Source organism: Micromonospora sp. M71_S20 (genome assembly GCF_003664255.1).
Lineage (GTDB): Bacteria > Actinomycetota > Actinomycetes > Mycobacteriales > Micromonosporaceae > Micromonospora.
This window is the reverse complement of sequence record NZ_RCCV01000004.1, coordinates 413,398-435,612: the sequence shown is the minus strand read 5'-3', so window position 1 is coordinate 435,612 and position 22,215 is coordinate 413,398. Positions and strand designations below refer to the sequence as shown.

Sequence of the window (22,215 nt, the reverse complement as noted above, 5' to 3'; positions counted from 1 at the left end):
CGTCGAGAGGAACACGATGCGCGCCGCTGTTCTGCACGGCTTCGGAGACCTCCGGGTCGAGGAGGTGCCCGATCCGCAGGCCGGGCCGGGCGAGGTGCTGGTCGACATCTGCTGCGTACAGCCGAGCGTGACCGAGTGCATGCTGATCGCCGGCGAACCGGTCGCCCTGCACCGACGGCTGGCCGACGCGCTGGCCACCGGGCCGGTCCGCTTCGGCGGCCACGAGTTCTGCGGCGTGGTGCGGGCGGTCGGCCCCGGGGTGCGCCGGTACCGGCCGGGTGACCGGGTCACCGCCGTCGAGACCCTGGTCTGTGGACACTGCGCGGCCTGCCGCAACGGCCGCACCGACGCCTGCGTCCGGCCCGAGTTCATCGGGTTCACCCGGCCGGGTGCCCTGGCCGAACGACTGGTCGTACCTGAGACGGCCGTGGTGCCCGTCCCACCCGGGGTGAGTGCGGCGGCCGCGGCGGCGATCCAACCGCTGGCCGGGGCGCTGCACGCGCACGCGCTGGCCGCCGTCGCGCCGGGCGAGACGGTGCTGGTCCTCGGCGCCGGGGTGATGGGCCTGCTGGCGGTCCAGGTCGCCCGCCGGGGCAACGCCGGCCTGGTCGCGGTCAGCGGCCGGAGCCCCGCCAAACTCGCCCTGGCCCGGCGGTTCGGGGCCGATCTGGTCATCGACGCCGCGGCGGCCGGTGCCGCCGCAGCGGACCCGGTGCTGGCGGCGGTCCACGACGCGACCGACGGGATCGGCGCCGACGTGGTGATCGAGACGGCCGGCGGGTCGCCGGGGCTCGGGCTGTCCGGTGCGGACACCCTGGAGCTGGCCGCCCGCTGCGCCCGCCGGGGCGGTCGGGTCGTCGGCGTCTCGGTGCTGCCGGACGACGTGCCGGCGCCCCTCGGTCTGCTGCGCGAACGGTCGGTCTCCCTGCTGCACCCCCGCTCCGGAGCCGGCGGCTACTCCCCCTCCGGTAGCGTCTTCACACACGCCCTGCGCCTGGTCGCCCGGGGCGACGTCGAGGTGGAGCCGCTGATCACCCACTGGTCGACCGGGATCGAGGCGATACCCGAGGCGGTGCGGATCACCCGGGACAAGGCCGCGCACGGGGCGATCAATCCGGTCCAGGTCCGGCTCGACGTCGACTGGGGGCGGCCGTGAGCCTGCTGATCGGGGAGATCGTCCGGCTGACCGCCCGGATGACACCGACCGCCGTGGCGGCCACCCTGCGCGGGCGGCGGATCACCTTCGGCGAGCTGGACCGGCAGGCGAACCGGACCGCGAACGCGCTCGCCGGGCTGGGGGTGCGGGCCGGCGACCGGGTGGCCTGGTCGACCGCGCCGACCCTGCGTACCCTCGACGGTTTTTTGGGCTGCGCCCGCCTCGGCGCCGTCTTCGTGCCCGTCAACCCGGCCCTGTCCGCCACGGAGGCCGAGGCGGTGCTGGCCTACCTGGAGCCCCGGCTGTTCGTCAGCGACCGGCCCGACGGTCCGGCCGGGACGCTGTCCGGGGTGCCGTTCGCCCGGGTCGGTGCCACCTCGGGTGGGGGTAGCGATCTGGATGCGCTCACCGCGCGCGCCTCGGCCACCGCGCCGGCCGGCGCCGACCGGCTGGCGGACACCGACCCGCACATCATCTACCTGACCAGCGGCAGCACCGGCCAGCCGAAGGGCGCGCTGGTCAGCCACCGGGCGAGCTGGCTGCGGGCCTCCCCCGGCGGCGGCACCTTCACCACCGGGATCCAGGGCTCGGGCGGGGTGCTCTGCAGCTTCCCGCTCTACCACTACGGCGGCTGGCACTACGTGCTGGAGGCGTGGCAGAACCGGACGGCCGTGCACCTGGTACCCCGGGCCGACGCGGTCGCGCTCATCGACGTGGTCCGCACCGAACACCCGTCGGCGCTCTACTGCATCCCGGCGGTCTGGGAACGGCTGCTCGATCCAGAACACCACCGGGCGGACCTCTCCGCGCTGCGGCACGCCGACACCGGCACCTCGGCCGTGCCGGCCGAGCTGGTCGACCGGATCAAGCGCCGGCTGCCGGCAAGCACCACGACCATCCTGTACGGCTCCACCGAGGCCGGTCGGATGGCGGCGCTGCACGACACGGACCTCGCGCGCCGGCCGGGCAGTGTGGGACGGCCAGCCTTCCCGGGTGCGCTCTGGGTGGCGGCGGGGGGCGCCGGTCGGATCGGCGAGGTCCAGGTGACCGGGCCGGCGCTGATGTCCGGGTACCACCGGCTGCCCGTCGAGACCGCGGCGGCGCTGCCGGACGGCGCGTACCGCTCCGGCGACCTCGGCTGGCTCGACGAGGACGGATACCTCTACCTGACCGGCCGGGCCCGGGAGGTCATCCGGACCGGGGGCGAGTCGGTCTCCCCGGTCGAGGTGGAGGCGGCCCTGCACGGCCTGGCCGGCGTCGTCGACGTGGCCGTCATCGGATTGCCGGACGGTCGTTGGGGCGAGGTGGTCTGCGCGGTGCTGGTGCTGGCGCCGGGCGCCGCTGCGCCGGAGGTCGACGCGGTACGCCGCCACGTGGCCGGCCGGCTGGCCGGCTTCAAGCAGCCGCGCCGGGTGGTCGTGCTGCCCAGCATCCCGCGTACCCCGGCCACCGGGCAGGTGCAGCGGTCCCGGATCCGCGAGTCGCTGCGGAACGTGGCCGGCCAACTGCCGTAGCCGGGGCCAGGCGGGGCGCGCGGCGCGACCGGGGCGGGTCGCTCCGGGTCAAGGCGGTGGGCCCGGCTCCCGGGTGGTGTCAGCGCCCGGAGTGTCGCCGGTCAGCCGGCGCGCAGCCGCGCGCGCAGCTCGGCCTTGGCGATCTTGCCGCCGGAGCCGCGCGGCAGTTCGTCGACGAGTTCCAGCCGCTCCGGCCAGTTCTCCGGGGACACCCCCCGCTCGGCGAGGTGCGCCCGCAGCCCGTCCAGGTCCAGCGTGGCCCCGGGATGCGGCACCACCACCGCGCAGACCCGCTCGCCGTACGTCGGATCGGGCACCGCCACCGCCGCCACCAGGGCGACCGCCGGGTGGGTGCCGACCTGGTCCTCGACCGCCGCCGCGCTGACGTTCTTGCCGCCCCGGATGATGAAGTCCTGCTTGCGGTCGACCACCCGCAGGTAGCCCCGCTCGTCGGCGGTGCAGATGTCCCCCGTCAGCATCCAGCCGTCCGGGGTGAAGAGGCGCTCGTTGGCCTCCGGGTCGGCGAAGTAGCCCAGGCAGGTGGCCGGGCCGGCGCAGGCCGCCTGCCCGGGGCCACCCGTGGCGGTGACGTCGGTGCCGTCCTCGGCGAGGAGCCGTACCCGCATCTCGTCGATCACCCGGCCCGCCGTGCGCAGCCGGGCGTCGATCCAGTCGTCCACAGTGGTACGAGACAGCGCCCCGGTCTCGTTCGAGCCGAAGAACTGCAGCACCTGGGCACCGGTACGACGCTCGAAGTCGGCCGCCCGCTCGAACGGCACCGCCTCGCCACCGGTGAACATGCACCGCAGCGAGCTGAGGTCGTACCGGCCCGGGTCGGCGTTGAGCATCATGATGAACTGCGTGCTGACGCAGCAGAGCACGGTGACCCGTTCCCGCTCGATCAACTCCAGCGCGCCGGTGGCACTGAACCTGGGCATCACCACGGTCGGCGCGCCGAGCAGGGTGGGCGTGAAGTTGGCCGTCCACTGGGCGAAGCCGTACGGGGCGGGAATCAGGGTGAGGAAGACGTCGTCGCCGGTGAGCGCGCCCGCGTCGACGGCGAGGTGGTGGTAGTACATCCACCGGTTCTGGTTGTGCACGACGCACTTGGGCATGCCGGTGGTCCCGGAGGTGCCGTTGAGCAGGTGGATCTCGCCCAGGCCGAGGGTCCGCCCGGCGATCAGTCGACGCTCGGCGTCCGTCGGCGCCGGCCAACTTACGTCGGCCAGCGTCGCCGGCAACTCCAGCCGTACGGTCAACGGCAGCCCGTCCACCAGCTCGGCGGCCGGAATCCCGCGGTGCTCGGCGAGACTGACCAGCGCGGTGGCGCCGCTGACGGTGAGCAGGTGCCGGACCTCCAGCCGACCGGCGCGCGGCCCGACCGCCACCACCACGACGCCGGCCTTCAGCGCCGCCAGGTACGCGACGTGCACCAGCACCCCGTCGGGGAGCAGCACCCCGACCCGCTCGCCCCGGGCGAGGCCCTGGCGGAGCAGTACCGCGGCGAGCCGGTCGGAGAGGTCGTCGAGCTGCCGCCAACTGACCCGCTCGGTGCCGGCGACGAAGGCGGGCCGTTCGCCGATGGCGCCGGCGTGCCGGCGTACCCGGTCGACCAGGGTGTCGGCGCCCCAGCGACCCACCTCGGCCAGCCGGTCCGCGACGTAGCGCTCGTGGGCGCTGCCGGGGTCCGGGGCCGTCCCGGGTGGATAGAGAGCCGAGACCTGGTTCACCTGCACCACCCCTACCAAACAAGCGCTTGTTTATGGCATTCTGTGGCCGGACAGCGAGACGTGTCAAGGAGGCGGAATGCGGATCTGGCGGACCTCGGCGGCGGCCGACCTGTTGACCGTGGCGGTCGAGCCCGGCGACCGGACCCACCGGTCGTTCGAGGTCGGCGCGGGAATGCTCACCGACCACGTGCCCGGCGCCCCGTCGGTGCTCTCCACCCCGGCCCTGATCGGGCTGCTGGAGGACACCGCCGCCGACATCCTGCGTCCCCGCCTCACCCCCGGCGCCGCCTCGGTCGGCACCTGGATCGGGGTGCACCACCGTTCCCCGGCCCTGGCCGGGGAACGGGTGGACGTGGTGGCGACGGTCGCCGTCGTGGCCGGCCGACGAGTCACCTTCGACGTGACCGCGTCGGTCGGCGGACGAACCGTCGGCGACGGCCAGGTCACCCAGACCCTGATCCGGGCCGTCGGGCACTGAGCCGGCCCACGGCCGCCGTCCGTCGCGACCCGCGCCGTCGCCGACACCGCACCCGACGGGCCGGCCCGCCGTCGACCGCTCAGAGCAGCGCCCGCAGGGCCGACTTGTCGACCTTGCCACCGGCGCCCAGTGGCAGCACGGGCAGCCCGACCAGCCGCTCCGGCCAGTTGACCTTGGAAACGCCCGCCGCCTCCAGGTGGACCCGCAACTCGTCCAGGGTCAGCCCGACACCGTCGCGGGTGACCACGAAGGCACAGACCCGCTCCCCCAGCACGTCGTCGGGCATGCCGACCACCGCGACCTGGGCCACGCCCGGATGCCCGCCCACGGCCTCCTCGACCACCGGCGCGCTCACGTTGTGCCCGCCCCGGATGATGAAGTCCGCCGTCCGCCCGGTGATCGAGAGGTACCCGTCGGCGTCCAGCCGCCCCAGGTCCCCGGTGCGCAGCCAGCCGTCCGGCCGGAACAGCAGGTGGTTGGCCGGCTCGTCCCGGAAGTACCCGGAGGTGCAGCCGGGACCGTTCACCGCCACCTGGCCCGGCCCCTCGGTCACCGGGTCACCGTTTGGGTCGAGCAGGCGTAGCCGCATCGCCGGCACCGGCCGACCGGCCGTCCCCAGCCGCGCCGGACGAGGGTCGGCCACCCGGGTCACCGAGATCGGCCCGGCCTCGTTCGAGCCGTAGAACTGCAGGACCGCGCAGCCGGTCCGCTCCTCGAACTCCTCCGCCCGGTGCCGCGGCACCCGCTCTCCGCCGGTGAAGAGCACCCGCAGCGAGCCGAGGTCACGCCGGGCGAACGACTCGTGGTTCAACATCATGATGAACTGGCTGGTCACGGCGGCGAGAACGGTCACCCGGTGCCGTTCGAGCAGGTCCAGCGTCCCGGCCGGGTCGAACTCGGCGCTCAGCACCGTGGTGAACCCGTACCGGGCGGGCATGACGTGGGCACTCCAGAGCCCGAAGCCGTACGGTGCGGGCAGCGCGCTCAGCACCACCTCCTCCGAGCCGAACGCCCCGGCCTCGGCGGCCAGCGCGGCGAAGTACTTGCGCACGTTCATGCTCTGCCGCACGCACTTGGGCCGCCCGGTGGTGCCCGAGGTGGAGTTGAGGAAGAACAGGTCGTCCGGGCCGAGACCCCGGCCGGCGAGCAGCCCGACGGCCTGCGCCACCGTCGGCACCGTGAGCGGTACGCCGGCCCGGCGCAGCACCGGCACCGCGTCGACCAGGTCCAGTTCCAGGTGCTCGGGAGCCCCGGTGAGCCGGGCGATCTCCCCGGCGGGTCGTCCCCGGTGACGGGACCGGCTGACCAGCGCGACCGCGCCGGTGTGCCGCAGCAGATGGCTGATCTCGGCGTCCCCGGCGCGAGGGCTCAGCCCCACCGTCACCAGGCCGGCCCGCTGCGCGGCCAGGTACGCGACGTGGGTGAGCGCGCCACCGGTGAGCAGCACGGCCAGCGGCTGCCCCGGCGCCCAGCCGGCGAGCACGTACGCCCCGGCCAGCCGGGTCGCCGCCGCGTCGTACTCGCGCCAGGTCAGCGCCCCCTCCGGGGCGTGGAAGGCGATCCCGTCCGGCGCGGCGACGGCGTTGCGCGCCACCAGGTCGCCGATCGTGTCGGCGTCCCACGAACCGTCGGCGTAGTACCGCTCGATCGTCGCCGAGGAGAACTCAGACACCTGCCCCACCGTCCATTCGCAGCACCGCTCCGGTGGCGAACCTCGCCTCCGGTGAACCGAGATAGGCGACCGCGGCGGCGATCTCCTCCGGCTGGGACACCGGCGGGTCGACCAGTGCCCGGCCGTGTGCCAGCAGTCGTGGGTCGGCCCCCGGCACGGGCGTCAGGTTCCGGGTCAACGCCGTGTCGATCGACCCGGGGCAGACGCAGGTGACCCGGACCCCGGTGAGCGCGTACTCCACGGCGAGCGCCCGGGTCAACGCGACCACCCCGCCCTTGGCCGCCGAGTAGGCGGCGCTGTACCGGTAGCCCCGCACTCCGGCCAGGGACGCGACCGTGACCAGCGCGCCCCGCCGCGCGCTCAGGTGCGGCAGCGCCGCCCGCGCGGTCAGGAAGGTGCCGGTCAGGTTGACCGCCAGCAACCGGTCCCACTCGGCGAGCGCGACGTCGGTGGTGTGGCCGAAGGAGGCGACCCCGGCGGCGGTCACCACCAGGTCGATGCCACCGCCCCAGTCGACCGCCCGGTCGACCGCCTCGGCGATGCCCGCCTCGTCCCGGACGTCAACCGCGATCGCCAGGCCGGCCGGGCCGAGGTCGGCGTCGTCGGCGAGCAGGTCGAGGCAGGCGACCCGGGCACCCTCGGCCGCGAGTCGGCGGGCCGTGGCCCGGCCCAGCCCGCTGGCGGCGCCGGTGACCAGCGCGACCCTGCCCTCGTACCGGCCGTTCATCGGTCCACCGCACCGCCACGGGGCGGGCCGTCCACGGTCGTGCCGCCCCGGGTGGCGGCGTCGCGCACCGACCGGTTCGGCTGGACCAGTACCCCGCCACCGGTCGCGACGGTCGTTGCGGGGCGTAGCTCCGTCACGACGTCGTCCTGGGTCATCCGCTCGTCAGCCATCGCCGCCTTCTCGCCGCCGGTCCGCCCGGCCGTCCGCGGTCGCCCCCACCGGTCGGCGCACGTCAGCGCAACTCGATCCCCGGAGGCACGTGGAGCAACTTACCAAGCGCTTGGTTGGTTACGCTACCCTGTACGACGAGCGGCACGACCTGTCGATGCCGCCGGTACACTCCGGAGGCCGTCCGGCGGGAGGACCCGTCGGACGTCCAACGACCAAGGCCCCTGTTCCGTCGAGTCCGTCTGTGAGAAAACATGGCGCGAGAGCCTGGAGTCCGGCGCGAGGCGATCCTCGCCAGTGCCGCCGCACTGTTCGCCAGGAAGGGCGTGGCGGCGACCACGGTCCGGCAGATCGCCGACGACGTCGGCATCCTCTCCGGCAGCCTCTACCACCACTTCGACTCCAAGGAGACGATGGTCGACGAGATCGTCTCCTCCTTCCTCAAGGACCTCCAGCACCGGTACGAGCAGGTCCTGGCCGAGGAGATCGACGCCCGCCAGCGCCTGCACGACCTGATCGTCGCCTCCCTCGAGGTGGTCGAGGCGCACCCGCACGCCACCGAGATCTACCAGAACGACGTCAACTTCCTGCTCCAGTTCGACCGGTTCGACTACCTGCGCAACGCCGGCCGCCAGGTGCAGAACGTCTGGCTCACGGTGATCGAGGCGGGCATCGCGGAGGGCACCTTCCGGGCCGACGTCGATCCGAAGATCCTCTACCGCCTGATGCGGGACGCGGTGTGGTTGTCCGTCCGCTGGTTCAAGCCCAGCGCGGACCACCCGATCTCCAGCCTGGCCGAGGACTGCACGTCACTCTTCCTGGACGGCCTGATCAGCCGCCCCAAGGACTGACGGCTACCGGCGCCGGCCAGGCTTCGGGCAGCTCCGGCCAGACCTCACGGCTCCCGGCCGGACTCTCGGCTCCCGGCCGGGCCCGGTCACGGCTGCTGGCGCAGGTCACCGGCGAACGCCTCGGCCACCGCCGCGACCGTCCACTCCGGCAGCCGTACGGCGACGGCCGTGCGCGGCGGCTGCACCAGCGACAGTTCGTCGCCGTCGACCCGGACGATCCGGCCCGAGATCCCCGCCGCCGCGTCGGAGAGCAGGTGCACGACGGCCGGCGCGTTGCTCGCCGGCGACTTGCCCACGTTCTGCCCGCGGGCCCGGGCGCCCAGATGCCGCTCGAAGGCGTCCGCCATCCGGGTGTGCGCATTGGGCGAGACCGCGTTGACGCGTACCTCCGTGTCGGCCAGGTCCGCCGCCCAGCACCAGGTCAGCGAGGCGACGCCCCCCTTGCTGGCACCGTACGCGGCGAGGGCGGCAGTGCCGGACTGGGAGCCGGAGGTCACGTTCACCACCGAACCGGCGCCGCCCTGCTCCAGCATCGCGCGGATCGCGTGCAGTCCGCAGTAGGCGGTGCCGAGCAGGTTCACCTCCAGCACCCGGCGGAACTCCTCCGGGTCCTGCTCCCGGGGACCGGCCAGCCGGAACAGCCCGGCGTTGTTGACCAGTCCGTCCACCCGCCCGTACGCGCGACGACAGTTGTCGATCAACCGGCCGGCTCCGGTCCAGGTGGCGACGTCCGAGTCGTCGGCCAGCGCCCCGATCGCCCCGGCCACCGACGCGGCGGCCGCCGTGTCGACATCGTTGACCACCACCGAGGCGCCCTCGGCGGCGGCGAGCCGGGCGTAGGCCTCGCCGAGGCCACGCCCCGCGCCGGTGATCACGACGGCCTTGCCGGCCAGCACGCCCGGCATCACGAGAGCCGCTCGATGATCAGCGCCATTCCCTGTCCGCCGGCAGTGCACATGGTGACCAGCCCGAACTGCCGGTCGCGGAAGCGCAGCGCGTTGATCAGGGTGGTGGTCATCCGGGCCCCGGTCATGCCGAACGGGTGCCCGACCGCGATCGCTCCGCCGTGGACGTTGAGCCGGTCCAGGTCGATGCCGAGCATCCGGTAGCTCGGGATCACCTGGGCCGCGAACGCCTCGTTCATCTCCACCAGGTCGATGTCGCCGATGGTGAGCCCGGCGTTGGCCAGCGCCCGCTGGGTGGCCTGCACCGGGCCGAGGCCCATGATCTCCGGACTGAGCGCGGAGACTCCGGTGGCGACCACCCGGGCCAGGGGGGTCTGACCGAGCTCGCGGGCGCGGGTGTCGCTGAGCACCACCAGCGCGGCGGCGCCGTCGTTGAGCGGGCAACAGTTCGCCGCGGTGACCGTGCCGTCCGGCCGGAAGACCGGTTTCAGGGCGCCGACCTTCTCCAGGGTGACGCCCGCACGCGGGCCGTCGTCACGGTCGACGACCGTGCCGTCGGGCAGGGTCACCGGAGTGATGTCGGTGGCCCAGAAACCGTCCATGGTCGCCTTCTCGGCCAGGTTCTGGCTGCGGACGGCGAACTCGTCCTGCTCCCGGCGGCTGACCCCGCAGTGCTGGGCCACGTTCTCGGCGGTGTGTCCCATGGCGATGTAGACGTCCGGCTCGGCACCGGCGGACCGCGGGTCGGACCAGTCCGCGCCACCGCCCCGGGCACGGGCGGCGGTGCGCTCCTCGGCGACGGCGTAGCGGGGGTGGTGGGTGCCGGGCATGCCGTCGGCCTTGCCCCGGTCGTAGCGGGAGACCATCTCCACCCCGGCCGAGAGGAAGGCGTGCCCCTCCCCCGCCCTGATCGCGTGCAGAGCCATCCGGGTGGTCTGCACCGACGAGGCGCAGTAACGCTGCACCACGGCGCCGGGCACCCCGTCCAGGCCGAGCCGCAGGGCGAGCATCCGGGCCAGGTTGTAGCCCTGCTCGCCGGCCGGCTGGGCGCAACCGAGCAGTACGTCGTCCAGCGTCCGCGGGTCCAGCGCGGGAACCTGCGCCAGGGCCGCACGGGCGATGTCGGCGATCAGGTCGTCGGCGCGCACGCCGACCAGCGAGCCCTTGCCGGCCCGCCCGATCGGTGAGCGGGCCGCGGCGACGATGACGGCTTCTGGCATCGGTTGCCCCCTTACTGAGTGACCATCCAGCCGCCGTCGACCGGCAGCAGCACGCCGTTGAGGTAGCTGGCGAGCGGGGAGAGCAGGAAGAGCACCGCGCCGGCGACCTCCTCCGGCCGGCCGGCCCGCCCCATCGGGTTGCGGGCCACGAGGTCCCGGCCCAACCCGGAGGCGGCGAACCCGGCCGTACGCGGGGTGTCGATCAGACCGGGCGCGACGGTGTTGGCCCGCACCGCCGGGGCGAGCCGGGTGGCCAGGTGCCGGGTGTAGCCGGCGATGGCCGCCTTTCCCGCGCAGTACCAGGCGGAGTCGGTGCCGACCAGGTTGCCGGCGACCGACGCGATGTTGACCACCGCCGCTCCGTCACCCGGCCGGCTGGCCAGCCAGGCGTCGGTGACCGTCCGCACGCTGCCCACGGTGAGCGCGAGCGCCCGGTCGAAGCCGAGGTCGGCGCTGCTGGCCGGGCCGGCGTTGTTGACCAGGTACGTGGCCGGGCCGCCGGCGACGAACGCGCCTCGCACCGCCACCGGATCGGCCACGTCGACCACCCGCGCGACGGCGCTGCCGCCGGCGGCGGTGATCTCGTCGGCGGTGCCGGTCACCGCGTCGCCGGCCAGGTCCCAGGCCGCCACCCGCAGGCCGACCCGGGCGGCCAGCAGCGCGGTCGCCCGGCCGATCCCGCTGCCGGCACCGGTGACGACGACGGTGGCGCCGGCCGGGAAAGCGAACTCCATACCGTCAACCTAACAAGCGCTTGGTCAGATGACAACGGCCGCCCCGCGACCGCCGCAGGCCGCCGCCGCCCTGGTGACGGCGGCGGCCCGTCACGGGGTCAGCAGGGGCCGAGGTCGCGCCACTGCGCGGTGAGCCCCGGCTCGGAGCCGAGCGTCCACCAGTTCGCCTGCCAGAGCCGGCCGTTGTGCCGCACCCGCTGGCCGCCGAGGTACACCGTGCCCCGGTCCCAGTTCGGCGCGCCTGCACAGTTCACCGGCGGCGGCGACGAGGGGGGCGGGGACGACGGCGGCGGCGAGGACGGCACGCCGGTGGGCGACGGCGACGACGTGCTGGGCGGCGTCGTGGGGCAGGCGCCGCCCGCGCCGACGGTGTCGGTGTGGGTGGTGCCGGCGGACCGCTGGCCGGCCACCCGCGCCGCCACCTCGGCCGGCGTGAGCACCTGCCGGTCGGCAAAGTACAGCCAGTCGACCTGCTGATGGTAGGTGCTGCGCCCGCCGGTGTGGGTGGCCAGATCGATGAACCACAGGTTGAAGTTGATCGACATCGGCGTCTCCGGGTAGTACCGGTCGCCGTGATCGGCCACCTGCTGACCGTCGACGTAGTACTTCACCCGGCCCTGGGAGACGGTGAACAGCAGGTCGTGCCAGCCGTCGAAGCTGCGGCGCTGCGCGGTGTGGGTGTTGTCGGCCACCCAGGGCTCGTTCTGGTACGTCTCCCAGGTGGTCTGGTAGAAGATCGGGCCCTGTTCGCCCCACCCGCCGTTGGGTAGGTACTCGAAGTCGATCTCGCCGTAGTTCGGGTCCATCGGACGGTCGAGCGGGGTGATCGTGAAGAACGTCTCGACGAGCCGATCGCCGTCGTTGCCGGCGACCGGCGCGTCGGCGAAGCGCACCCGGGCCGCGTACGTGCCCTCGAAGAACGCCCGGCGCTGGAACAGTTCGGCGTGGCTGGTGCCGGCGGCCGTCCCGTCCGTGGAGGCGGCGAGCTGGAGCACCTTCTGCCCGCCGGAGGTCGGGAACGAGATGTTGGACGCCGGCCACGAGGCGCCCGGCACGCCGGGGCCGCCGGCGTTGGTGCGCACCGTCCAGTTGCGGGCGGGCAGCGCGGGGTCGGCCGACGACGCGTACGCGAAGTCGTCGAACAGCACGCCGCAGGCTTCGGCCGCGGCGGCGGCGCTGCCACCGGGGCCGAATGCGGCGAACGCGGCGACGGCGGTGAGTGCCGCCGACGCGGCGGCGATGGCCGCGCGGGATCTCCGTGACATGGGGGGTCTCCTCACGGTGGGAGGGAAAGGGGTACGCGCGGGCGGGCGACGACGACCACCCGCGCGGTGGAGCCGGACGGAAGGGCCTACCTGATCGCCCCCGCGGTGAGGCCCGTGCGGATCTGCCGTTGGAAGAGCACGTACGCGGCGAGCACCGGCAGCATCGCGATGGTGAGGCCGGCGAAGAGGCCGCTCCAGTCGCTGCGGTAGCCCTGGCTGACCGACAGCGCGGCCAGGCCCTGTGCGAGCACGTACCGGTCGGGGTCGGGGTTGAGCACCAGCGGGAGCAGGTACTGGTTCCACAGCCCCAGGAAGTTGAAGATGGCGATGCTCACCAGGCCGGGTCGGGCCAGCGGCAGCATCACGCGGACGAGGACACCCCAGTGCGAGCAGCCGTCGAGGAACGCCGCCTCGGCGAGCGCGGTCGGCAGCGAGCGGAAGAACGCGTGCAGGAAGAAGACCGTGAACGGCAGCGCGTACGCGGTGTAGACGAGGATCAGGCCCGGGTAGGTGCCGAGCAGGCCGAGCTGCTCGACCACGAAGAACAGCGGCACCAGGGCCAGGAACACGGGGAAGAGCAGCCCGGAGACGAACGTGTAGTAGACGATCCGGTTGCCCCGGAACGGGTAGCGGGCCAGGGCGTAGGCGACGGTCGAACCCAGGACCATGGTGAGGACGAGCGCCGCCCCGACGACGATCGCGCTGTTGCCGACGTACCGGCCGATGGCGGCCTGCTCCCAGGCCCGCGACCAGTTGTCGAACCGCGGCTGCGCCGGCGGCGTCCACGGGCTGGTGAGGATCTCGCGGTCGGTCTTGAGCGAGCTGACCACCGCCCAGAGCAGGGGCAACGTGACGATCGCCGCCCACGCCACGAGGAAGACGTGCGGGCCCCAGGTGCCGCTGCGGCGTCGGCGCCGGGTCGGCGACACGGGTCTCGCGTCGACGGGCCGTTCGATGATGGTCGTCATGTGTACTCCACCCGCTCCCGGCGTCCGGCCCGCAACGCCACGACGGCGACGGCGAGCGTGAGGAAGAACAGCGCGACGCCCATCGCCGCGGCGTAGCCGAACCGCCCGTACGTGAAGGCGTTGCGGTAGAGCCCGAGACCCATCACCTCGGTCGCTCCGTCCGGCCCGCCCGGGCCCACGGTCATGATCTGCACGACCGCGAAGCCGTCCAGAGCGAGCACGCCGAGGTAGACGAACGCGACCTGGACGTTGTCCCAGAGCAGCGGCACGACGACGCGCCACAGGACGGCGAGGCGCCCGGCGCCGTCCAGCACCGCCGCCTCCAGCACCTCGCGCGGGATCGACTCCATGGCGGCGCCGAAGAGCACCATGTAGAAGCCGACCGACGACCAGACCAGCACCGCCATGACCGCCCACAGGGCGACGGCCGGGTCGCCGAGCCAACTGCGGGTCAGCGCGTCGAGCCCGACCCCGCGCAGAGCGCCGTTGAGCAGCCCGTCGGTGGGACCGTAGACGAACTGCCAGAGCACCGCGACGATCGGCAGCGAGAGCACCTGCGGCAGGAAGTACGCCACCTTGTACAGCTCGCCGCCGCGTACGGCGGAGGGTCCGCCGGCCCCGCCGCGCCCGCCGAACGAGACGAGCGCGGCCAGCAGCAGCCCGAGGGCGATGGTGGCCGCCGGCACCACGAGGAGCATCAGTCCGTTGTTGCGCAGAGCGGCGCGGAACAGCGGATCGTCGGCCAGCCGGCGGAAGTTGTCCAGCCCGACGAAGCCCACCTCGCCGGAGACGCCGGTCCAGTCGGTGAGAGCCAGGTAGAACGCCTGGGCGTACGGCGAGAGCACGAACACCGCGTACAGGGCGAGAGCGGGCAGGATCGCGCCGGCGAGGAACCGGTTCCGGCCGGATCGGACGGTCGTCATCGCTACCGCTCGTACTTGGTGACGGCGGTGTCGGCCGCGACGCGGTCCGCCGCCCGCTGGATCCGGTCGGCCCACTGGGCCGGCGTGACGCGCCGGGTGGCCAGCTCGCCGGTGGCGTCGTCGACCGCCTTGGCCAGGGGCGCGTACCAGGTGCGGAAGCGGTACGCGAACGTGTGCGAGGCGGCCGCGTCGACGGCGGCCTTCACCGAGCCGAGCCCGCTGGAGAGGGTGAGACCGTCGGTCGCACCGGTCACCGTGGGCAGGGTGGAGTTCAGCTCGGCGAACCGTCGCGCGGCCGACTTCGAGAACAGGACGCGCAGGAACTCCAGACCGCCTCGCGGATTCTTCGCCTTCGCCGGCACGATGAAGCACTCGCTGCTGGCCGCCTGAAGCCCGCTCACCGGCATCCGGTCACCGCCGCCGAGGGACGGCACCGGGGCCATCACCATGTCGAAGCCGTCGGGGGCGATGCCCTTCTGCTCGGCCTCCAGCCAGGACCCGCAGGGAATGATCGCGGCACGGCCCTGGCACCAGGCGGCCTGTGCCTCGGTGTGCGACAACGCCTCCGAGCCGGGCAGGAGGTAGCCGCGCCCGGCCAGCTCGGCCACGGCGGTGGCCGCGTCGAGCAGCGCCGGCTGCTTCCACGCGTTCGGTTCCAGGTTGTCGACCGCCTTGACGAGATCGGCCCCGCCGGCCTTGGCCGCCATGGCCAACAAGGGGTCGTTGACGTACTCCGGGTACTTACCCTGGTACGTCCACGGCGCGACGCCGGTCTTCTTGATCTCGGCGCAGAGCGCCAGCATCGCGTCCCAGGTCGTCGGGAACGTCCAGCCGTTGCGCGCGAAGAGCGACCGGGAGTACCACAGCCCCCAGACGGTGTAGGTGAAGTTGAGCGTGCGCGGGACGCCGTCGAACGTGCCGTCGTCGACGACGCCCGGCAGCAGGGTGTCGCGCACCTTCGTGCCGCCGCCGTCGAGCGCCGGGGCGTCGAGCAGTTCGCTCAGGTCGGTGAGCTTGCCGGCGGCGACGAGCGTGGCGAGGTCGAGCCGTCCGGCGCCGGTGTTGTCGACGACGTCCGGCGGAGTGTCGGCGACGAACCTCGGTTGAAGCGCCTCGCCCACCTTCTGGATGCCCTTGTGGTCGACCGTCGCACCCGGATGCCGCTCCTGGTAGAGCTTCTCGGCGTGGACGGCGTAGTCGTCGCCGTAACCGCCCTTGAAGATGACGACCTCGAGCGGTGCCGCGTCGGGCACGCCGAGCGGGTTCTCGGCGCTCTTCGCGCCCTCGGCCGCGGGGGCGCCGTCGTCACCGCCGCCGGCGGTCACGCATCCGGCCAGGGGCACGGCCGCGGCGACGGCTGCGCTCGCGCGCAGGACGGCGCGCCGGGTGGTGGGGTGGCGTCCGTGCGGAGAAGAGGGGTTCATGACTGGGCTCGCCTTCTCTAGGCGGCACGCCGGATGCGCCCGGCGTACCGCGCCTCCAACTCCTGGTTGTGCCGGTCTCCGCCGGGTACGTTCGCCGACAGGTAGACCGGGGGCGTCTCACCGGCGGCGACGAGCCGGGCCACCACCTCGCACACGACCTGCTGGGCCAGCAGCGCACCGGTGATGGAAGAGATCGCGCCGACCGCTCCCCCGCCCTCGATCGGCAGGGCGGCGTCCCCGAAGGGGGCGCCGTTGTCGAGTACCACGTCGGCGAGGTCGGCCAGCCGCAGGCCGCTCGGGTGCCGCGGCGGGACGGCGTTCGTATGGGCGAGCGAGGTGATCGCGACCAGCCCGTGGCCGTGTTCGCGTACCAGGCGCGCCAGTTCCACCACCACGCCGTTGACGCCCGAACTCGACGCGATCACGAACACGTCGTCCGGCTTGACGGGGGCCAGCTCGTAGAGGCGGTGGGCGACCGCCGGGTCGCGCTCGAGGAACGGGTCGTCGAGCGACGCCCGCTCCGCCCCGCCGTACAGGACGATGTCGCGCAGCGCGATGCGGTTGGTCGGCACGAGGCCGCCGGCCCGTCCGGCGATCTCCATGGCCAGGGCCTCCGAATGGCCGCTGCCGAACGCCTGCACCACCCCGCCGGCGCGCAACCCGGCCGTCAGCAGGTCGGCTGCGCGGCGCACGGCGTCCTGCTGGGTGGCGGCCACATGCGCGATCGCGGTGTTGACCGCGGTGAGGTACTCCTGGGCGCCGATCATCGTTCCTCCGGTCGGTGACGCCGCCGGGGCCGGCGGCTCTCGTCGGGCAGGCGGTGGGCGGCGACCGCACGGGCCGTCACCTCGAAGGCCGCGGTGGTACGGCGGTACGTGCGCTGCGCGACCGCGACGTAGATCAGGTCGAGCACGAGCAACTGGGAGTGCAGCGCCGACAGCGCGGCGAGCCGGAACGTCGTCTCCTGCACCGCGGTCGTCATCACGACGTCGGCCACCTCGGCCAGCGGCGAGCGCGGGAACGAGGTGACGGCGACGGTCAGCGCGCCGTGGTCGGCCGCCTCGGAGAGCACCTCGATGACCTCTCGGGTGCGGCCGCTGTGCGACAGCCCGATCGCCACGTCGCCCGGCTCCAGCAGTGCCGCGTTGGTGAGCGCGGTGTGCGGGTCGGGGCGGTGCCAGCACGGCACCCGGATCCGTTCGAGGCGGAACGCCATCTCGCGGGCCGCGTTGCCGGAACTGCCCAGCCCGAACAGCTCGACCCGGCGCGCCTGCGCCACGGCCGCCGCGACCCGGTCGACGGCGGCGAGGTCGACCTGGCCGGCCGTGTCCTGGATCGCCCGCCCGTCGGCCGACGCGACGACGTCCAGCAGATGGCCGAGCGGGTCGTCGGGGCCGATCTCGCGGTCGATGTCGGTGTCCCAGCGGGCCTGCGCCGCCCGACCGGTCTCCGTGGCGACGGCGACCCGCATCTCGGCGTACCCCCGGTAGCCGAAGGTGCGGCAGAAACGGGTGACCGTGGCCGTCGAGGTGCCGGCCCGTTCGGCGAGGTCGACGATCGTGGACCGCGCGGTCTCCTCGGGGTCGCCGAGGAGCCGCTCACCGACCCGCTGGAGAGCCTCGGGCAGGGTCGGCAGCTCGGTGCGGACACGGCCCAACAACCCGGTCCCGGCCATCGGCATTCCTTTCACTTCACTCTTGTGGTGAGCAAAATTATGATTGAACGTTGATTGATGTCAATACTTTGCACATCGACGATCCTCGTTTTCGGTGCCGATTGTGGCGGCTCGGCGACCCGGGCGGTCGTGGCGACGCCCGACGGGCGGGTCGTCGGCCGCGGCCGGGCCGGCGCCGGCAACCCGGCCACCCAGCCGCCGGCCGAAGCAGCTTCCGCCCTGGTCGCGGCGACGCGGGAGGCCCTCGCCGGGCACGACCCGGCGCGGGTGGCGGGGGCCGTGGTGGGACTGGCCGGACGGTCGGCCCTGGACCGGCCGGCGGTGGCGGCGATCTACCTGGACGCCTGGCGAGCCACCGGGCTGACGTGTCCGCTGCGGACGGTGGGCGACGCGGTGGTGGCGTTCGCGGCCGGATCACCGGCGCCATCGGGCACGGTGTTGATCGCCGGGACCGGGGCCGTCGCGGTGCAGATCGTCGAGCGGGCGGTGGGCCGTACCGTCGACGGGCTGGGCTGGCTGCTGGGCGACGAGGGCGGCGGCTTCTGGCTCGGCCTCGAAGCGGCACGGCTGACCGCCCGGGCGCTGACCACCGGCCGCCGCGCGGGCGGGCCACTGGTCGACGCCGTGTCCAACGCCGTGTTCCGCGCCGCCACCCCGCCCGTCCACACCCGTCCCGCCCCTGCCTCCCCCGGGAAGCCCGTCGAGCCAGCCGCCGGATCGACGGGCACGGCGGCCGACGGCTTCGTCACCGCGTTCTACGCCTTGCCCCGCGACCGGGTGGCGGGGCTGGCCCCGCTCGTGCTCGACGCCGCCCGCGTCGGCGACCGGGACGCGCACCGCCTGATCGAGGCAGCCGCCGACCGGCTCGCCGCCACCGTGCGTGCCGTCCCGCCCGGTCGCGGACCGCTCGTCCTGGCCGGCGGCCTGCTCACCGGCCCGCCGGAGCTTCGCGCCGCGCTGGCGGCCCGCCTCGGACGCCGCCCGGTGTCGATCGCCGGAGACCCCGCCGCCGCGGCGGCCTGGCTCGCCGCCCGCGAGCTCGTGCCCACCGGCACCGAACACGGCGCATTCGTCACCCCGCCCGCGTGATGGCGGGTCCCGGCGACCGGACCGCCGGCACAGTGAGCGCCATCGGACGACATGGAGCTCCTCGTCGCCCCGCAGCCGTTGACGAACCGGCGACCCATCTGAAACATTGACGGGCATCACGCGAAATAAGTTGGCATGACAGCGCAAGAAGCCGATCGCACCATTGGAATTTCCTGACAACGCCACCTGCTTCCGGACGCCGCAGACCGCGCCGCAAGATCCACCGCCGATCTCACAGAACAGGGACGCCATGAAACGAAGGAAACTCGGCCGAGGGCTGCTCAGCGGTCTCCTCGCGGCCGGCCTGATCGGCCTGACGGCCGTCTCGCCCACCCCGGCGCTCGCGGCCGGGGGCCCCAACCTGTCGCCCGGCAAGGCGGTCTCGGCCAGCGGATCCAACGGCGGCTACGTCGCGGCCAACGTCAACGACGGCAACCAGCAGACGTACTGGGAAAGCCCGTCGAACGCCTTCCCGCAGTGGGTTCAGATCGACCTCGGCAGCAGCGTCACCGTCGACCAGGTGAAGCTGAAGCTGCCCCCCTCGACCGACTGGGGCACCCGTACCCAGACCATCGCCGTGCAGGGCAGCACCAACGGGAGCACCTTCAGCACGCTCTCCGGGGCGGCCGGGCGGGTGTTCAACCCGGCGACGGCCAACACCGTCACCATCGACTTCGCCGCCACGGCCGTCCGCCACGTGCGGCTGACCATCACCGGCAACACCGGCTGGCCCGCCGCCCAGATCTCCGAGTTCGAGGTCTACGGCGTGGACGGCCTGGGCGGTGGCGACCCCGGCGTCCCGGGCGGCACGAACCTGGCCGGCGGCAAGCCGATCGAGGCGTCCTCGTCGGTCTTCACCTTCGTCGCGGCCAACGCCAACGACAGCAGCCCCAGCTCCTACTGGGAGTCGGCCGGATTCCCGTCGACCCTGACGGTGAAGCTCGGCGCCGACGCCGACGTCACGGCGGTCGTGGTCAAGCTCAACCCGGACCCGGTCTGGGGCGCCCGCACGCAGAACATCGAGATCCTGGGCCGCGCGCAGACGGCCACCGGCTTCACCTCGTTGAAGGCCGCGACGAGCTACGCCTTCGACCCGGCGAGCAACCAGAACTCCGTGACGATTCCGGTCACGAGCCGGGTCGCGGACGTACAGCTGAGGTTCCTCGGCAACACCGGCGCGCCCGGCGGGCAGGTCGCCGACCTCCAGGTGCGGGGATCCTGGGCCCCGAACCCGGACCTCGTCGTGACGACGACGAGCTGGAGCCCCGCGACGCCGAGCGAGGCCACCCCGATCACCCTGTCGGCCACGGTCAGGAACACGGGGACCGCGGCCGCCGGCGCGACCAGGGTGGACTTCAAGCTCGGCGGCACCGTGGTGGGTGGCGCCTCCGTCGCCGCGCTCGCCGCCGGCGCCTCGACCACCGTCTCGGCGAACATCGGCACGCAGGCGATGGGCAGCCACACCGTCTCCGCGGTGGTGGACCCCGCCAACACGGTCGCCGAGCAGAACAACGACAACAACAGCTTCACCTCGGCCACGCCGCTGGTCATCACCCAGGCTCCCGGCCCCGACCTCCAGGTCGTCGGCGTCACCTCCAACCCGTCCAACCCGGCCGTCGGAGCGGCGGTCACGTTCACCGTCGCGGTCAGGAACCGCGGCATCACCAGCGCCCCCGCCGCCTCCGTGACCCGAGTGACGGTGGGCGGCACGACGCTGAGCGCCAGCACCCCCGCGGTGGCCGCCGGCGCGACGGTCAACGTGGCCGTCGGCGGGAGCTGGACCGCCACCGCCGGCGGCGCGACCATCACCGCCACCGCCGACGCCACCAACGTCGTCGCCGAGACCAACGAGACCAACAACTCGTTCTCCCAGGCCATCGTGGTCGGCCGTGGCGCGGCCACGCCATGGGTCGAGTACGAGGCCGAAGCCGCCCGCTACCAGGGCACCCTGCTGGAGGCCGACCCCCTGCGCACGTTCGGGCACACCAACTTCGCCACCGAGTCCTCCGGGCGCAAGTCGGTGCGGTTGAACAGCACCGGGCAGTTCGTCGAGTTCACCTCGACCAACCCGTCGAACTCCATCGTGGTGCGCAACTCCATTCCCGACGCCCCGGGCGGCGGCGGCATCAACGCCAGCATCAGCCTCTACATCAACGACGTCTTCGCCCAGAAACTGACGCTCTCGTCGCGGAACAGCTGGCTGTACGGCACCACCGACGACACCGAGTCGCTGTCCAACACGCCGCAGGCCGACGCCCGACGGCTGTTCGACGAGTCGCACGCCCTGCTGTCGCGGTCCTGGCCGGCCGGGACCAGGTTCAAGTTGCAGCGGGACGCCACCGACACCGCGTCGTTCTACATCATCGACCTGATCGACCTGGAGCAGGTGGCGCCCCCGGCCACCAAGCCGGCCGAGTGCACCTCGATCACGGCCTACGGCGCGATCCCCAACGACGGGCTCGACGACACCGCCGCCATCCAGCGCGCGGTGACCGACGACCAGAACGGCGTGATCAGCTGCGTCTGGATCCCCGCCGGGCAGTGGCGGCAGGAACAGAAGATCCTCTCGCCGGACCCGAACCGCGGGCAGTACAACCAGCGGGGCATCCGGGACGTCACGGTCCGCGGAGCGGGCATGTGGCACTCACAGCTCTACACCCAGACCGAGCCGCAGAACGTGGTGGGCAACATCAACCACCCGCACGAGGGCAACGTCGGCTTCGACATCGACGACAACACCAGGGTCTCCGACATCGCCATCTTCGGCATGACGACCAACCGCGCGAACCGGGGACACGGGCTGAACGGGCGGTTCGGCAGGAACACGAAGATCAGCAACGTGTGGATCGAGCACGTCAACGTCGGCGCCTGGGTCGGGCGGGACTACTCCGACACGCCCGCCTACTGGAACCCCGGCGACGGGCTGGAGTTCACCGGCATGCGGATCCGCGACACGTACGCCGACGGCATCAACTTCTCCAACGGCACGCGTAACTCCCGGGTGTTCAACTCGTCGTTCCGTACCACCGGCGACGACTCCCTGGCCGTCTGGGCCAACCCGCGGGTGAAGGACGCCAGCGTGGACGTCGCGCACGACAACCGATTCCTGAACAACACCATCCAGCTGCCCTGGCGGGCGAACGGCATCGCGATCTACGGCGGCCACGGCAACTCGATCGAGAACAACCTGATCTACGACACGATGAACTACCCCGGCATCATGCTGGCGACCGACCACAGTCCACTGCCCTTCTCCGGCACCACGCTGATCGCCAACAACGCACTCTTCCGGTGCGGAGGCGTCTTCTGGAACGAGGACCAGGAGTTCGGGGCGATCACGTTGTTCCCGGCGACGACGGACATCACCGGCGTCACCATCCGCGACACGGACATCCACGACTCGACCTACGACGGCATCCAGTTCAAGAACGGCGGAGGCAACATGCCGAACGTCGCGATCACCAACGTGAAGATCGACAAGTCGAACAACGGCGCCGGCATCCTGGCCATGAGCGGCGCTCGCGGCAACGCCGTCCTGACCAACGTCACCATCACCAATTCGGCCGACGGCAACATCGTGAAGGAACCCGGTTCCACCTTCTCCATCACCGGCGGCTGACACCCGCCCGACGGTGACGCGAGGTGCCTCCGGCCGCGGCCGGAGGCACCTCGCGGCCAGGCGGATCGGCGCGGTCGCGGCGCCCGCACGAGCGCCT

The 22,215-nt window shown here is 73.1% G+C and carries 19 protein-coding genes; 6 read left to right on the top strand and 13 right to left on the bottom strand.

Going from position 1 to position 22,215, the window contains the following annotated elements; translation table 11 throughout:
* The first annotated feature begins 16 nt into the window (after nt 1-16).
* The gene (locus tag DER29_RS31050) at nt 17-1,156 is read left to right on the top strand and encodes a zinc-binding dehydrogenase (RefSeq protein WP_121401173.1); all 1,140 of its coding nucleotides are present in this window, start codon (nt 17-19) and stop codon (nt 1,154-1,156) included.
* Nucleotides 1,153-2,670, top strand: a complete 1,518-nt coding sequence (locus tag DER29_RS31045; RefSeq protein ID WP_121401172.1) for a class I adenylate-forming enzyme family protein — start codon at nt 1,153-1,155, stop codon at nt 2,668-2,670. Before DER29_RS31050 ends, DER29_RS31045 begins: the two co-directional genes overlap by 4 nt.
* Nucleotides 2,671-2,771: 101 nt before the next feature.
* Here DER29_RS31045 and DER29_RS31040 read toward each other — a convergent pair whose 3' ends face one another.
* On the bottom strand, nt 2,772-4,400 hold the full coding sequence (locus tag DER29_RS31040; RefSeq protein ID WP_199729622.1) for a class I adenylate-forming enzyme family protein: 1,629 nt from the start codon (nt 4,398-4,400) through the stop codon (nt 2,772-2,774).
* A gap of 76 nt (nt 4,401-4,476) precedes the next feature.
* Here DER29_RS31040 and DER29_RS31035 point away from each other — a divergent pair, with 76 nt between their 5' ends.
* Nucleotides 4,477-4,878, top strand: a complete 402-nt coding sequence (locus tag DER29_RS31035) for a thioesterase family protein (protein ID WP_121401171.1) — start codon at nt 4,477-4,479, stop codon at nt 4,876-4,878.
* A 79-nt stretch (nt 4,879-4,957) separates the two neighbouring features.
* Here the strand turns inward: DER29_RS31035 and DER29_RS31030 are convergent, their stop codons facing one another.
* From DER29_RS31030 to DER29_RS34370, 3 genes are read right to left on the bottom strand one after another with little or no spacing between them, the layout of a single operon-like run.
* Nucleotides 4,958-6,550 carry a class I adenylate-forming enzyme family protein gene (locus DER29_RS31030; protein WP_148710152.1) on the bottom strand — a complete coding sequence of 531 codons (1,593 nt, stop codon included), beginning with the start codon at nt 6,548-6,550 and terminating at the stop codon, nt 4,958-4,960.
* Complete coding sequence (locus DER29_RS31025) at nt 6,543-7,277, bottom strand: SDR family NAD(P)-dependent oxidoreductase (RefSeq protein ID WP_121401169.1); 735 nt, start codon at nt 7,275-7,277, stop codon at nt 6,543-6,545. The genes DER29_RS31030 and DER29_RS31025 overlap by 8 nt, the downstream gene beginning before the upstream one ends.
* Nucleotides 7,274-7,447, bottom strand: coding sequence for a hypothetical protein (locus tag DER29_RS34370; protein WP_158619120.1), 174 nt, complete (start codon nt 7,445-7,447; stop codon nt 7,274-7,276). The genes DER29_RS31025 and DER29_RS34370 overlap by 4 nt, the downstream gene beginning before the upstream one ends.
* A gap of 252 nt (nt 7,448-7,699) precedes the next feature.
* Here DER29_RS34370 and DER29_RS31020 point away from each other — a divergent pair, with 252 nt between their 5' ends.
* Entirely contained in the window at nt 7,700-8,296 is a 597-nt protein-coding gene (locus DER29_RS31020) for a TetR/AcrR family transcriptional regulator (RefSeq protein ID WP_121401168.1), read from the top strand.
* Between the two features lie 86 nt (nt 8,297-8,382).
* Here the strand turns inward: DER29_RS31020 and DER29_RS31015 are convergent, their stop codons facing one another.
* The 9 genes from DER29_RS31015 to DER29_RS30975 all read right to left on the bottom strand — a co-directional run bounded on the left by DER29_RS31015 (nt 8,383) and on the right by DER29_RS30975 (nt 17,410).
* Entirely contained in the window at nt 8,383-9,201 is an 819-nt protein-coding gene (locus DER29_RS31015; RefSeq protein ID WP_121401167.1) for an SDR family NAD(P)-dependent oxidoreductase, read from the bottom strand.
* Complete coding sequence (locus DER29_RS31010; RefSeq protein WP_121401166.1) at nt 9,201-10,421, bottom strand: acetyl-CoA C-acetyltransferase; 1,221 nt, start codon at nt 10,419-10,421, stop codon at nt 9,201-9,203. Before DER29_RS31010 ends, DER29_RS31015 begins: the two co-directional genes overlap by 1 nt.
* An 11-nt stretch (nt 10,422-10,432) precedes the next feature.
* Nucleotides 10,433-11,155, bottom strand: coding sequence for an SDR family NAD(P)-dependent oxidoreductase (locus DER29_RS31005; RefSeq protein WP_121401165.1), 723 nt, complete (start codon nt 11,153-11,155; stop codon nt 10,433-10,435).
* Nucleotides 11,156-11,253: 98 nt separating this feature from the next.
* On the bottom strand, nt 11,254-12,420 hold the full coding sequence (locus DER29_RS31000) for a carbohydrate-binding protein (RefSeq protein WP_121401164.1): 1,167 nt from the start codon (nt 12,418-12,420) through the stop codon (nt 11,254-11,256).
* A gap of 86 nt (nt 12,421-12,506) precedes the next feature.
* A complete protein-coding gene (locus DER29_RS30995) occupies nt 12,507-13,388 on the bottom strand; it encodes a carbohydrate ABC transporter permease (RefSeq protein WP_121401163.1) in 882 nt (293 codons plus the stop codon).
* Nucleotides 13,385-14,311 (bottom strand): carbohydrate ABC transporter permease, encoded by a 927-nt coding sequence (locus DER29_RS30990; protein WP_121401162.1) that lies wholly within the window; start codon nt 14,309-14,311, stop codon nt 13,385-13,387. The genes DER29_RS30995 and DER29_RS30990 overlap by 4 nt, the downstream gene beginning before the upstream one ends.
* A 2-nt stretch (nt 14,312-14,313) precedes the next feature.
* The gene (ngcE, locus tag DER29_RS30985) at nt 14,314-15,735 is read right to left on the bottom strand and encodes an N-acetylglucosamine/diacetylchitobiose ABC transporter substrate-binding protein (RefSeq protein ID WP_121401161.1); all 1,422 of its coding nucleotides are present in this window, start codon (nt 15,733-15,735) and stop codon (nt 14,314-14,316) included.
* Nucleotides 15,736-15,752: 17 nt separating this feature from the next.
* Nucleotides 15,753-16,502, bottom strand: coding sequence for a sugar isomerase domain-containing protein (locus tag DER29_RS30980; RefSeq protein WP_121401160.1), 750 nt, complete (start codon nt 16,500-16,502; stop codon nt 15,753-15,755).
* Complete coding sequence (locus DER29_RS30975; protein ID WP_233600280.1) at nt 16,499-17,410, bottom strand: MurR/RpiR family transcriptional regulator; 912 nt, start codon at nt 17,408-17,410, stop codon at nt 16,499-16,501. Before DER29_RS30975 ends, DER29_RS30980 begins: the two co-directional genes overlap by 4 nt.
* Before the next feature lie 57 nt (nt 17,411-17,467).
* On the opposite strand from DER29_RS30975, the gene DER29_RS30970 reads away from it, so the two are divergent.
* Together DER29_RS30970 and DER29_RS30965 are read left to right on the top strand one after the other, a co-directional pair.
* Nucleotides 17,468-18,499, top strand: coding sequence for an N-acetylglucosamine kinase (locus DER29_RS30970; RefSeq protein ID WP_121401158.1), 1,032 nt, complete (start codon nt 17,468-17,470; stop codon nt 18,497-18,499).
* A gap of 250 nt (nt 18,500-18,749) precedes the next feature.
* Nucleotides 18,750-22,118, top strand: a complete 3,369-nt coding sequence (locus tag DER29_RS30965; RefSeq protein WP_121401157.1) for a CARDB domain-containing protein — start codon at nt 18,750-18,752, stop codon at nt 22,116-22,118.
* Nucleotides 22,119-22,215: the final 97 nt, after the last annotated feature.